We start from the raw sequence: 11,950 nt of genomic DNA on the forward strand, positions 1-11,950 counted from the left end.
TTCATGCGTCGTTGGCTGTCGGACGCGGCCGATGCTCTCGAGAGGCATCAGGAAGAGCTCAATACCCTGAATGTCTTCCCCGTGGCGGACGCCGACACCGGCACGAACCTGGCGATCACCGTGCGGGCCGGCGCCCAGGCGGGCGAAATGGTCAACACCACGCTGGTGGGCGAATTGTTCGAAATCTGCGGCCGTCATTGCCTCGAAGAGGCCAAGGGAAATTCCGGCACACTGTTCGCCGTGATCCTTTCCGGCTTTGCGGACCCCTTGAGGGAAGAATCGAGACTTACCGCCTTCGGTCTGGCCAGAGCCTTGGAACACGCTCGGACACGAGTCTCCGGTGCGCTGCACGATCCGGTTGAGGGAACGATTCTGTCCTTCATCGACGACATCACCCGGGCCGCGGGCGCCTGGGAGGATGCGGAGGACTCGAACAAGAACCTGTGCACGATGCTCGAGCATCTGGTGGGCGTGGGAAACAAGTCGGTGCGGCGGACCAACGCCCAATTGGAGATCTTGCGCGACACCGGATGGGTCGACGCCGGTGCATTGGGGATGCTGATCATTTTCGACGTCCTGGCCCACACGGTTCGGGGCGAGGACTATCCGGGTGGGGAAGCCCGGCCGTATGCCGAATTGCTGACTCCTCAGGATGCGGAGCCGCAGCGTGCGAAGGAGAGGTCCGCCGCGAGCTCGGCGGCCGGATCCTCGGAAGCCGACGACGGCGGCGTCGAATTCATGTGCTCGATCGACCTGGATGCTCTCTCCGCGGCCCAGGTCAGACACGAACTGTCCGAGATCGGGGATTCCGTGATCATGTCCGCGGTGTCCCAGAACGAGGGCGAGAAGATCCGATGGAAAGTGCACGTGCATGTCCGCGAGGCGGCGGAAGCCATGGCCGTTCTGAGCCCTCACGGGAAGCCCCTGGGAATCACCACGGAGCCCCTGACCGCGGAGGACAAGTAGGTCATGGCCGGCGCGCCCGAGCGTCGTGAGGACCAGCCGCTTCGGACGGTTCTCCATCCCAAGACGGCAGACGCCGTGACACGCTATCTCGGCCTGGAAACGGTCGGCGAGGTGCTCGAGTACTTTCCTCGGAGGTATTTGCCGCGGGGCGAGCTGACCCGTTTCTCCGATCTCGTTCTGGGGCAAGAGGTCTCGATCATCTCCCGGATCCTCTCCGTGAGCACCCGCCGCCTGCACACCCGGCGCGGCTCGATCGCCGAGGTCACCGTGACCGACCAGCTCGCTCCGGAGGAGAACGTCGCCTCGACGGGCCAGGCCTCGTCGGGGCAGGGCAGCTTCGCGCCGCGGCTCGACGGCTTGGCCGGGGGCGGCCTCCCCGCTCCGGATGTCGGACCCATCGGGGAAACCATGACGCTGTCCTTCTTCAACGCGTGGACGGCGTCCAAGGACTTGGCCGTGGGGGACCACGTCATGTTCTCGGGAAAGGTCAATGAATACAGGGGCCAATTGACCCTGACGAACCCTCATTACGCGGTTCTCGAGGACCCCGCCCCAGGGGACGCCTCGGAGGACGCCGACATGGCAACTGCGCCCCTGCCCGTCTACCCGGCGACGGCAAAATTCACGACCGACCGCATCGCCACGGTCGTGGGGCGCGTACTGGACTCGATCGATCTGTCACTCCTGGATGACCCGGTACCTGACGACCTCCGGGCCAAACACCGCTTGATGTCCTTGCCCGAAGCTCTCGAGGCCGTGCATCGGCCGCGGGACGAGGACGAGCCCCAGCAGGCCATGCGGTACTTCAGGTACCGGGAGGCGCTGGTCCTTCAGACCCTTTTGGCCAGGAGGTCCGCGGTGCTCGACGCCCAAAGGACGCTGTCCTTCCAACCCCGGGAGGAAGGACTGCGCGAGAGGTTCGACCAGATCCTGCCCTTCCGGCTCACGGACGGGCAGCGGCAGGTCGGCGACGAGATCGCCGGCGACATTGCGCTGGAGAAGCCGATGAATCGCCTGCTCCAGGGGGACGTGGGGTCGGGCAAGACGCTGGTGGCCCTGCGAGCGATGCTCCAGGTCGCCGACGCCGGGGGCCAGTCGGCCATGCTGGCCCCGACCGAAGTGCTGGCATCCCAGCACTACAGATCCGTTATCAAGACCCTGGGCCCGCTCGCCGAGGAGATCGGCGTGGTCGTGCTGACTTCATCGATGCCCACAGGAGCCAAGCGCCAGGCGTTGCTCGACATCGCCAGCGGCAGCGCAGGCATCGTGATCGGAACGCACGCGTTGCTGGGGGACGACGTCGTCTTCGCCGAGCTCGGGCTGGTGGTCGTGGACGAGCAGCACCGATTCGGCGTCCGGCAACGTCATTCGTTGACGGCTCGGGACGGCGGCCCCGTGCACCGACTCGTGATGACGGCCACTCCCATCCCTCGCTCCGTGGCCATGACGGTGTTCGGGGACCTGGCGGTCTCGGTCCTGAACGAGCTTCCGGCAGGAAGGCAGGACGTATCCACGCACGTCGTCTCGCTGGCAGAGCACCCGAAGTGGGAGACCCGTCTGTGGGAGAGGGCCCGAGAAGAGATCGACGCCGGGCACCAGGTCTTCGTGGTGGTCCCGACCATCGGAGAGGACGCTCCCGGACCCCGCCTCCCCGACGGCGACGGCCAGGAGACTCCGCTCCAGTCCGTGGAAGGCATGGTTCGCAAACTGTCTGCTCTGCCGGTTCTTTCGGGGATACGGCTGGGGTCGGTTCACGGACGCATGGATGGCACGGAGAAGGCCGACGTGATGAACCGTATGGCCGCCGGCAGCGTGGACCTGTTGGTGGCCACCACGGTCATCGAGGTCGGCGTGGACGTGCCCAACGCGAGCCTCATGATCATCATGGACGCCGACCGACTCGGTATATCGACGCTGCACCAGTTGCGCGGTCGTATCGGCCGCGGAGAGCTCGAGGGAACGTGTCTGCTGGTCACCGAGCAGGACCACGACGGCCCGTCCATGCCGAGGCTGCAGGCCGTGGCATCGACTCGCGACGGTTTCGAGCTTTCGACCTTGGACCTCGAGCAACGCAGGGAGGGCGATATTCTCGGAGACAACCAGTCCGGCCGACGTTCGACCCTCAAGAACCTTTCCGTGTTGCGCCACGTGAAGACGATCGAACAGGCCCGCGAGGATGCGTGGCGCCTCGTGGACAGGGAGCCGGACCTGTCCGGGCACCCATCACTGCTTCGAGCGGTGCAGGACGCCGGTGAGCAGTCGACGACCGAATATTTGTACCGAGGCTGAATCGCCGCGTCCGTGGTTGGACCGGATCGAGAGCGCGGAACCGTGGGCCGCGGAGCCACAACGGCCGCACAGAAATGAAGAAGGAGACCCGTGATGAGTCGAATCATTGCCGGCCGGGCCGGCGGAAGCCGCCTCGCCTCGGTCAAGGCCAAGAACACCCGGCCCACCACGGACAGGGTCAAGGAAGCGCTCTTCTCCCGGCTCGAGGGCTACAACGTCCTGAGCGGTGCGGACGTGCTGGACCTGTTCGCCGGGACGGGGGCACTGGGGCTGGAAGCGGCGAGCCGAGGAGCGAGGGCAGTGACGCTCGTGGATCGTGACCGGTCGGCGCTCGAGGCGTGCTCCAGGAACAAACGGGCCCTCGAAGCCTCAGGGACGGACGCCCGGATCGACGTCGTGAACTCCCCGGCGGAAAGCTACGTGAAGCGGAGCCAGGGGCCGTGGGACCTGGTATTCGTCGATCCGCCGTACTCGATGACCGATGCAGAGATCGCCCCACTCCTGGCAGCCATGACGCCTGGCCTGCGCGACGGCGCCGTCCTCGTCGTGGAACGTTCCGCGCGCGACCCCGAGCCCACGTGGCCCGCCGGTCTCAGACGATTCGGGCACCGGAGCTACGGCGAGACCGCGTTGTGGTTCGCGGAGCCCGAGGACTGAGCGCCCGCTTCAGAGACCGGAGTCGGAGAGCCGTTGGGTTGCCTGGCGCAGGACCTCGGGCCGTTTGCAGAAAGCAAACCGCACCCAATCGGTGTAGAGGTGACGGTTCTCCGGCGTCGCGAAGGCCTGCAGGGGCACGACGGCGACGCCGGCGTTCGCGGTCAGTCTCTCCGAGATCTCGGTCCCGTCCCGTCCCCAGGAATCCGGAACTTTCTCCGTCGAGGCGACCGAGAAAAAGGTCCCCGCAGGGCTGACCGCATCGAATGAGGTGGCGCCCAAACCGTCGAGCAGTATCTTTCTCTGGTCCTCGTACTGTGCCCTCAACCGGTCGTAGAAGTCGGACTGACGTGCCCACCGCAGGGCCTCGGCCACCGCGGCCTGCAGCGGAGCCGCCGCGGAGTGCGACAAATAGCCCTTGGTCACCCGCAGCCCTCGGGTCAGCTCAGGGGGAGCAATCGCCCAACCGACCCGCCACCCGGTGATCGAGAACGTCTTGGACGCCGAGGACACCCTGATGGTTCTGTCCCGTCCCGCATCCGTAGTGGCCGGGTCGGTACTGGGAGCGTCGAAGGCGAGGTGTTCGTAGACCGAGTCCGTCAGGATGATGGCGTCGTGTTCCCGGGCGAGCTCGGCGATCTGGGACATCTCCGATGGATCGAGCACCGTCCCGGTCGGGTTGTGGGGGTCATTGACCACAATCATCCTGGTCCGATCGGAGAATGCTTCCCTCAACCGGACGGGGTCGGGACGGAACTCCGGGGGCGCCAGGGGTACCGTGACGATGCGGGCGCCGGTCAGCCCGGCAATCGCAGGATAGAGATCGTAGAACGGTTCGAAAAGAATGACCTCGTCGCCGGGGGAGAGGAACGCCAACATCGACGCGCTCAGCGCCTCGGTCGCGCCGGCCGTGACGGTGATTTCGGAGTCGGGGTCGGGGCGACGTCGACCGTTCAATGCCTCGTGCTCAGCCAGCTCCCCGCGCAGATCCGGCGATCCCGCGATCGTCGCGTACTGGTTCTTTCCACCCGATACGGCCTCGGCCAGAGCGCGTGAGAGAACCTCCGGCCCGTCGGTGTCCGGAAAACCCTGCCCCAGGTTGATCGCATCATGGGCGACGGCCAGAGCACTCATCTCTTCGAAAATCGTCGAGGAGAGCCTTCCCGACTCATTCAACAGCCCGGCTGTCTCTGCCAGGCGCTTCCACGGCGGCCCGGCCGGGGTTCGGGACTCCTGAAGGGTTGCCGATGAGGTCAGGGTATGAGTTGAATGATCGCGCATGGTTCCATCGTAGGGTGGATCACACGTTTCCGCCGATCAGTACGTCATGACCCGCATCTGCAGGTCCTGGGCCTGTCATACGTGGCCCCGACTGTTATTTTGGGGACATGAGTCTTGCCGTTTGCCCGGGTTCCTTCGATCCTATTCACAACGGACACGTCGAAATCATCACGCGCGCCACCAAAATCTTTTCCGGCGGAGTGATCGTTGCCGTGTCCAACAACCCCGCCAAGAAATACCGATTCCAGTTGGAAGAGAGACTGGAAATGGTGACCGAGGTTTTCGGGTGGCTCGACGGCGTCGTCGTCCAACCCATGTCGGACGGCCTCCTCGCGGATTTCGTCCGGTCCCAGGGAGCCACCGCGATCATCAAGGGACTCCGGGACTCCAAGGACTTCGAGTACGAAGCACCGATGGCAACGATGAACCGCAATATCAGCGGCGCCGAGACCGTATTCCTGGCCGCGGACCCCAAGAACGGCCACCTTTCCTCTTCCCTCATCAAGGAAGTTGCCTCTTTCGGCGGCGACATCCGAGGTTTCGTTCCCCGTTCGGTGGCCCGGCGGCTGGTTCCCTGACCGGACCGCCTGGTCGCGCGACACGGTACGAATCGCGGCAAGCATGATGTTGCGCACAGCGACACATCGTACCGCTGGCGGGACTTGTGAGCTCACGCGGACCTGGGTAGGCTGGTCAGTCGGTCATGACGTCAGAATCAGGAGTTCATCATCAAGAATGACAATTCATCGTCCCTGAGGATCGAGGTCAGGGACCTGGCCCATCGTCCCGGGACCATGAATGCTCTCGAGAAGACGGTGGCCGCGCCCCAAGACTTCGGGAATGCTCTGATCGGAGCGCCCGAGGGTTCCGACATTGTGCTCGATCTCCGCCTCGAATCGGTTCATGATGGTATCTTGGTCAGTGGTGTTGCCTCCGTGGACGTACATGGGGAGTGCAGCCGTTGTCTGGATCCCATCGATTTTCCGGTTTCGGCTGACATTCAAGAGCTCTATGTTTTTGAACCTGCACCAGAAGGCCCGTCGGAAGACGAAGCAGACGAGCAGTACCGCGTCGAGGACGATTCCATCGATCTCGAGCCGGTTCTGCGGGATGCGGTCATTACGCAACTGCCGTTCCAGCCCGTGTGCCGTGAGGATTGTCAGGGACTGTGCTCCGAGTGCGGAGTGCGACTTGATGAGAATCCCGGTCATCACCACGAGATTCTGGATCCTCGCTGGTCGGCCCTTTCCGGGCTGTTCGGTGCGGAGGCCGCAAACGAGACAACCGAGACGAGAGAAGAGAGATAGCCGTGGCTGTTCCCAAGCGGAAAATGTCCCGCGCCAATACGCGAGCACGTCGCTCCCAGTGGAAGGCATCCGCGCCTCAGCTGGTCAAGACCGTTGAAAACGGCAAGGTGACCTACAGCCTTCCGCACCAGGCGAAGGTCGTCACCGACTCCGCCGGCACCCCGCTGTACCTCGAGTACAAGGGTCGCAAGGTGGCCGACGTCTAAGACGTCCCCATGACTACCGTGGACAACGGAGAGCTCCTGAAGCGTCTCGGCGTCGATATCGATGCCGAGACGCTTCAGCTGGCTCTGACCCACAGATCCTTCGCCTACGAGAACGGTCCGCTCCCTCACAACGAGCGGCTCGAATTCCTGGGCGATTCCGTGCTCGGCCTGGCCGTGACCACGGAGCTCTACACGCGCTTTCCCGACCTGTCGGAAGGCGAACTCGCCAAACGGCGTGCCGCCGTGGTGTCCGAGCGTTCCCTGGCTGCCATTGCCCGGTCCCTCGGCCTCGGGCCGCACATACGGCTCGGCCGCGGCGAATCGATGACCCACGGGGACGACAAGGACTCGATTCTCGCGGACACGATGGAGGCACTGTTCGGTGCCACCTATATCTCGTGCGGGGGAGACCGCGCCCGTGACCTGGTCCTCCGGCTCACCAGTGCCCTGCTCGACGACGACTTCGTCCTCGGAGCAGGTCGTGACTGGAAGACCGAGATCCAGGAGCTGGCTGCGGAGCTCGACCTCGGAGAGATCCAGTACGTGGTCACCGGTACCGGCCCGGACCACGCGCGTGTGTTCGAAGCCGATCTCCGCATCGGGGACAAGACCTACGGCGTCGGGACGGGATCGGCGAAGAAACACGCCGAACGGTCCGCCGCCGAAGCCGCGTACCGGTACCTGACCTCCCAGGAAGACGCCCCGACGACGCTGCTGATCGAGGATTCCTCGGACGGTGCCTGAACTTCCCGAAGTGGAGGTCGTGCGCTCCGGGCTCGCACGGCACATTCTCGGCGCGCGCATTGATGCCGTGGAAGTTCTCGAAACACGGTCTCTGCGGCGGGACCCCGGTACGGCCGCGGAATTCGCGGCCTTCCTGCGCTGCCAGAAGATCGTCGACGTCTGCCGTCGAGGAAAATACATGTGGTTGCGGCTGTCTGCCGGCCCAGAAGACGCGGCCCCGCAGTCAGGCCCGTGCGACCCGACGGCCGTGGTCGTTCACCTGGGCATGAGCGGCCAGGTCCTCCTCACCGAAGCAGGCGCGCCGGACCACCGACATCTGCGCCTCAGGCTGGCCCTGACCGGTCCGGGCGGCAACCGCCTCGACATGCGGTTCGTGGACCAGAGAATCTTCGGTGGGATGTATCGCGATCCCGTGGTCGGCGTCGTCGACACGGAAGGGCAGGCCGTGCCTGCGGCGTCGAGCAGTGTTCTCGACCTGGCCGAAATCCCCGCTACCGTCTCCCACATCGGCCGTGATCCGTTGGACGCGCACTTCGACGAGGCATCCTTCCGGCGTCGTCTGAGCCGGACGAGCAGCGGAATCAAAAGAGTCCTCCTGGACCAGACCACGATCTCCGGGATAGGCAACATCTATGCCGACGAGGCCTTGTGGCGGGCCGGTCTGCACTACGCCACGCCGGCCCGGTCCCTCACCCAGTCCCAAGCGGAAGAATTGCTGGCGGCCTGTACGGAGGTCATGACGGCGGCCCTGGCCGAAGGCGGGACCAGCTTCGACGCGCTGTATGTCAACGTCAACGGCGAGTCCGGGTACTTCGAACGTGGGCTCAACGTGTACGGGCGTTCGGGGGAGCCCTGCAAGCGGTGCGGGGCCTTGGTGGTCAGGGAACGATTCATGAACCGTTCGAGCTACTTGTGCCCTGTGTGCCAGCGGGAGCGTTAGGCGAGCAGAGCGGCAGGGCGTTCGGTGGTCAGGCGGTTCGGTGGAGGTGACGGGCTCGGATGCCTGTCTTTGAGACGACGTTACTCTTGATCGTTGGCGTCAGGCGACCTGGATGCGCTGGTCTCCGACCACGTACTCGATGGCGAGTCCGCCGCCGACGGCTTCGAGGTATCTGCGGACCGTGCCGATCTTGGCGCTGTCGAGGTCACCGTGCTCGATCTTGGAGACCTGACGCTGGCCGACGCCGATGAGCTCGGCGAGCTGTGCCTGGGTGAGGTCGGCCTGTTCTCGCAGCTCGCGCAGTTGGTATGCGCGGACCTCGGAGATCATCCGCTCCTTGTGCGCCTCGACGCGCTTCCGATCTACCGGGTGCTCGGCGACGAAGTGCTTCAGCGTCATGGCCATCTTGGTCGCTCTCCTCTCAGCCTGCGCAGGTGGTCGTCGAATAGGTCGTCGGCCAGTGGGATGTTCTTCTTGTACCAGCGGATCCAGTTGCCTGCCTTGTTGCCGGCGATCAGCAGGATTGCCGATCGCTGGGGGTCGAAGGCGAACAGGATCCGGAGCTCGGAGCGCCCGGAGGACCCGGGCCGAAGCTCCTTCATATTGTGATGCCTGGACGCCGTCACGGTGTCGACGATGGGTCGGCCGAGTTGCGGGCCGCGATCTTCCAGTAGCTCGCGGCAACGACCTGTTCACGCGAATCAACGTCCAGTGAACTGAGCCATCCTGCGATCAGCTCAATGTCCACCCTCCACATGACACGAGTGTAGACCATGGAGGGTCTATCGGCCATGGGCACGTCGGCGTTCGTGTTTCCGATGGTGCTATCGCGTGTCGCTGCCCCCGGCAGATACGTCCCAAGAATCGGGAATCGTCCGGCGTTGCCCATGTCAACGGTTCAGGGCGGTATCATCGCAACTCATACGCCGAACTGAGCCCAGCGGATCTGCCCCAGACCGCTTCGAGGAGCATGCACCATGATGTCGCACCACCCCATCGCCATCCTCGGCGCCGGACTCGGAGGGCTGACCGCCGCCCGCGTTCTCCACGTCCACGGGATCGAGGCCACCGTGTTCGAGCTGGAAGCCGACCGGCACGCTCGAGTGCAGGGCGGCATGCTGGATATTCACGATCACAACGGTCAGCTCGGTATCCGGGAGGCCGGGCTCTGGGATTCTTTTCTTGAAATCGTCCATCCCGGGGGAGAGGCCATGCGCATCCTCGACCACCGTGCGCATATCCTGTACGAGGACAGCGACGACGGTGATCTTACCCGACCAGAGGTCGACCGGGGAGCACTCCGCGATCTGCTCATCGACGCGGTGCCACAGGGCTCCATCGTCTGGGGACACAAAGCCATCAACGTCCGCCCTAACACGGAGGGCCCGGGCAGATTTTCGATCGACTTCAGCAACGGCCAGACCGTAACGACTGACCTCCTGGTTGGGGCGGACGGTGCCTGGTCAAAGGTGAGGCCGCTCCTGACGGACGCCCGGCCGTCCTACACGGGAATATCTTTCGTCGAATCCGACCTCTTCGACGCGTCGGAGCAGCATCCGTCCGAGGCGTTGGCCATGGGTGAGGGCATGCTCATGGCTTTCCGGGGGAGCACCGGCGTCCTCGGGCATGCAGAGCCCGACGGCTCCCTGCACGCTTACGTCGGGTTGCGCGTTTCCGAAGACTGGATCGAGGTTTTCGAAGGGATCGACGAGGCGGCGGCACTAAATCTGGTCCTCGACCGCCTCGATGGCTGGGACGACTCTCTCCGTGGCCTGATTCGCAACGCTGATGTCCCATTGACGCCTCGACGCATCCACGCACTTTCGGTGGGTGTCAGCTGGGATCGCGTGCCGGGAGTGACTCTCCTGGGCGACGCCGCCCACCTCATGAGCCCGTTTGCCGGAGAGGGTGCCAACCTTGCCATGTACGACGGTGCGCGGCTCGCGCTGGCCATCGCTTCGCACCCGGACGACGTCGACGTGGCGATGGCTGAATACGAATCCGAGCTGTTCCCGCGGGCGACCGAGGCCGCAAGAGAGTCCGCAGAGAGCCTGGAAATGATGTTTCGCGCCGATTCGCCTGCTGGTCTGGTGGAGATGTTCGAAGGCATGCAGCTCGACGATGCAGGTGCCGGGCCCAACAGGAATTCCCTTGCACGTGGCCAGGACCCGGAATAGCGTGATCAGAAGATTCCGGACAAGGGAGATGAAACCGTCCATGGCACTCAACGACCAGCCCGGCTATGTCATCAGGATGCGAGCGAAGCCCGGGATGGGTGATCGTCTGTTCGAGCTCGCGACCGAGGGCATGTTCAAGTCCGGTGCCTCCGACCGGTTCATCATGCTGCGCGAGGACGACGACCCCGATGTCCTGTGGAATATCGAGATCTTCCGGTCCCAGGAGGACAAGGACCGCTACGAGAACAGCACCCTGGCGGACGAGCTCCGGGACGAGATCCTCGAGACTCTGGACGGGCCTCCGCTGATGCGCGTGGATGTGCACCCGCACGCGGTGATTCCGGAGCTGCCCGGCGACTCGGCCTGACCCAGTCGTGGACCGGCGTGCCCTCTTTGGGCGCCGCCGTTCGTTCGGTGGGTGAATTTAGTCGAGATCCAAGTGGCTCAGCACGTCGGAAATCTTCGCGCGCTGGCTGGCCGAAAGTGGTTGCAGAGGATCGGGCAGACAGTTGTCGGGCGCCAGGCCCAGATGCTCGGCTATCGCCGCCACCACGCGCAGGCTCCCTCCGAATTCGGCGAACAGATCCCACAGTGGGGCCAGTCGCTCCGACTCGGCGACGGCGTCGGCCGGCCTGCCCTGCTGCACGGCGCGGGTGATGGCGAGCGCGGGTTCGGGCAGCGTCCCGGCGATGACCGAATACCAGGCGTCGCATCCCGCCGCGAGACCGGCCGCACCATACGCATCTCCCGAGACGCCAATGGTCACGTGCTCGGGTACGGCCGCTCGGATGGCTGCGACGTGAGCACGTGCGGCGTCCGGATCGGTGGGAACGCCCGGGATCTTGATCGAGCAGATCCCCGGCAGCTCGGCGATGCGGGCGTAGAGCTCATGGGTGAACGAGAAGTGCGTGGTCCCGGGATTGTCATAGACGATCACAGGAAGATCGGTGTGCTGGGTGACCGCACGATAGAGCTCGACGACGTCGTCGTGCGTCAGAGGCTGATAGGTCATGGGGGCAAGAAGCAGCCCCGAGGCGCCGGCGGCCTGCGCGGCCTCGGCGTTGGCCACAACGTGCGACGTCCGCAGCGCGCCGATGCCGACGACCACGGGTGTCTCCCCGGCGTGCTCGACAGCGATGCGTGCAACGTGGGCACGTTCTTCCGTGGTGAGGTAAGCGTACGAACCCGTCGAACCCAAGGCGGTGATCGCATCGACGCCCGTGGAGGACAAACGTTCCACAAGTCCGGCGAATGAACGATCGTCCACCGCATCATCCCGGAGCGGGGTCAGCGGAAAAGCGCTCAATCCGGTGAATCCAGTCATGACCACTTCCTGTTCCTGTTCATGCCCCTCGCGATCCGGTGGACCACATCGAGTGATTCCTC

At 64.7% G+C, this 11,950-nt stretch carries 15 protein-coding genes; 10 read left to right on the top strand and 5 right to left on the bottom strand.

Annotation, left to right across the window (positions count from 1 at the left end):
* The first annotated feature begins 3 nt into the window (after positions 1 to 3).
* From EWU68_RS02190 to rsmD, 3 genes are all read left to right on the top strand, one after another.
* Positions 4 to 966: a DAK2 domain-containing protein gene (locus EWU68_RS02190; protein ID WP_129314214.1), complete on the top strand. Its 963-nt coding sequence runs from the start codon at positions 4 to 6 to the stop codon at positions 964 to 966.
* Positions 967 to 969: 3 nt separating this feature from the next.
* A complete protein-coding gene (locus EWU68_RS02195; RefSeq protein WP_129314215.1) occupies positions 970 to 3,255 on the top strand; it encodes an ATP-dependent DNA helicase RecG in 2,286 nt (761 codons plus the stop codon).
* 93 nt (positions 3,256 to 3,348) lie between these two features.
* Entirely contained in the window at positions 3,349 to 3,912 is a 564-nt protein-coding gene (gene rsmD, locus EWU68_RS02200; protein ID WP_129314216.1) for a 16S rRNA (guanine(966)-N(2))-methyltransferase RsmD, read from the top strand.
* Positions 3,913 to 3,921: 9 nt separating this feature from the next.
* Here the strand turns inward: rsmD and EWU68_RS02205 are convergent, their stop codons facing one another.
* A complete protein-coding gene (locus tag EWU68_RS02205; protein ID WP_129314217.1) occupies positions 3,922 to 5,190 on the bottom strand; it encodes an aminotransferase class I/II-fold pyridoxal phosphate-dependent enzyme in 1,269 nt (422 codons plus the stop codon).
* Positions 5,191 to 5,297: 107 nt separating this feature from the next.
* Here EWU68_RS02205 and coaD point away from each other — a divergent pair, with 107 nt between their 5' ends.
* The 5 genes from coaD to mutM all read left to right on the top strand — a co-directional run bounded on the left by coaD (position 5,298) and on the right by mutM (position 8,387).
* Positions 5,298 to 5,768 carry a pantetheine-phosphate adenylyltransferase gene (gene coaD / locus EWU68_RS02210; RefSeq protein WP_129314218.1) on the top strand — a complete coding sequence of 157 codons (471 nt, stop codon included), beginning with the start codon at positions 5,298 to 5,300 and terminating at the stop codon, positions 5,766 to 5,768.
* Between the two features lie 216 nt (positions 5,769 to 5,984).
* The gene (locus EWU68_RS02215; protein ID WP_129314219.1) at positions 5,985 to 6,497 is read left to right on the top strand and encodes a YceD family protein; all 513 of its coding nucleotides are present in this window, start codon (positions 5,985 to 5,987) and stop codon (positions 6,495 to 6,497) included.
* Positions 6,498 to 6,499: 2 nt separating this feature from the next.
* Positions 6,500 to 6,703, top strand: coding sequence for a 50S ribosomal protein L32 (gene rpmF, locus EWU68_RS02220; protein WP_129314220.1), 204 nt, complete (start codon positions 6,500 to 6,502; stop codon positions 6,701 to 6,703).
* 9 nt (positions 6,704 to 6,712) lie between these two features.
* Positions 6,713 to 7,447, top strand: a complete 735-nt coding sequence (gene rnc / locus EWU68_RS02225) for a ribonuclease III (protein WP_129314221.1) — start codon at positions 6,713 to 6,715, stop codon at positions 7,445 to 7,447.
* Entirely contained in the window at positions 7,440 to 8,387 is a 948-nt protein-coding gene (gene mutM, locus EWU68_RS02230) for a bifunctional DNA-formamidopyrimidine glycosylase/DNA-(apurinic or apyrimidinic site) lyase (protein WP_129314222.1), read from the top strand. Before rnc ends, mutM begins: the two co-directional genes overlap by 8 nt.
* Before the next feature lie 99 nt (positions 8,388 to 8,486).
* Here mutM and EWU68_RS02235 read toward each other — a convergent pair whose 3' ends face one another.
* Genes EWU68_RS02235 through EWU68_RS13130 form a run of 3 tightly spaced genes read right to left on the bottom strand, consistent with a single transcriptional unit; the run spans position 8,487 to position 9,162 of the window.
* On the bottom strand, positions 8,487 to 8,792 hold the full coding sequence (locus tag EWU68_RS02235; RefSeq protein ID WP_129314223.1) for a helix-turn-helix domain-containing protein: 306 nt from the start codon (positions 8,790 to 8,792) through the stop codon (positions 8,487 to 8,489).
* Positions 8,783 to 9,013 carry a type II toxin-antitoxin system RelE/ParE family toxin gene (locus tag EWU68_RS02240; protein ID WP_238692260.1) on the bottom strand — a complete coding sequence of 77 codons (231 nt, stop codon included), beginning with the start codon at positions 9,011 to 9,013 and terminating at the stop codon, positions 8,783 to 8,785. The genes EWU68_RS02235 and EWU68_RS02240 overlap by 10 nt, the downstream gene beginning before the upstream one ends.
* Positions 9,010 to 9,162, bottom strand: a complete 153-nt coding sequence (locus tag EWU68_RS13130; protein WP_202976675.1) for a hypothetical protein — start codon at positions 9,160 to 9,162, stop codon at positions 9,010 to 9,012. Before EWU68_RS13130 ends, EWU68_RS02240 begins: the two co-directional genes overlap by 4 nt.
* A gap of 202 nt (positions 9,163 to 9,364) precedes the next feature.
* Between EWU68_RS13130 and EWU68_RS02245 the strand changes: the two genes are divergently transcribed.
* Positions 9,365 to 10,564: an FAD-dependent oxidoreductase gene (locus tag EWU68_RS02245; RefSeq protein WP_129314224.1), complete on the top strand. Its 1,200-nt coding sequence runs from the start codon at positions 9,365 to 9,367 to the stop codon at positions 10,562 to 10,564.
* A gap of 40 nt (positions 10,565 to 10,604) precedes the next feature.
* A complete protein-coding gene (locus EWU68_RS13110; protein WP_193554023.1) occupies positions 10,605 to 10,931 on the top strand; it encodes a putative quinol monooxygenase in 327 nt (108 codons plus the stop codon).
* Positions 10,932 to 10,988: 57 nt separating this feature from the next.
* On the opposite strand, the gene EWU68_RS02255 is transcribed toward EWU68_RS13110, so the two are convergent.
* Entirely contained in the window at positions 10,989 to 11,888 is a 900-nt protein-coding gene (locus EWU68_RS02255; RefSeq protein WP_129314225.1) for a dihydrodipicolinate synthase family protein, read from the bottom strand.
* Between the last annotated feature and the right edge of the window lie 62 nt (positions 11,889 to 11,950).

It is taken from the genome of Rothia koreensis (assembly GCF_004136575.1).
GTDB lineage: Bacteria > Actinomycetota > Actinomycetes > Actinomycetales > Micrococcaceae > Rothia > Rothia koreensis.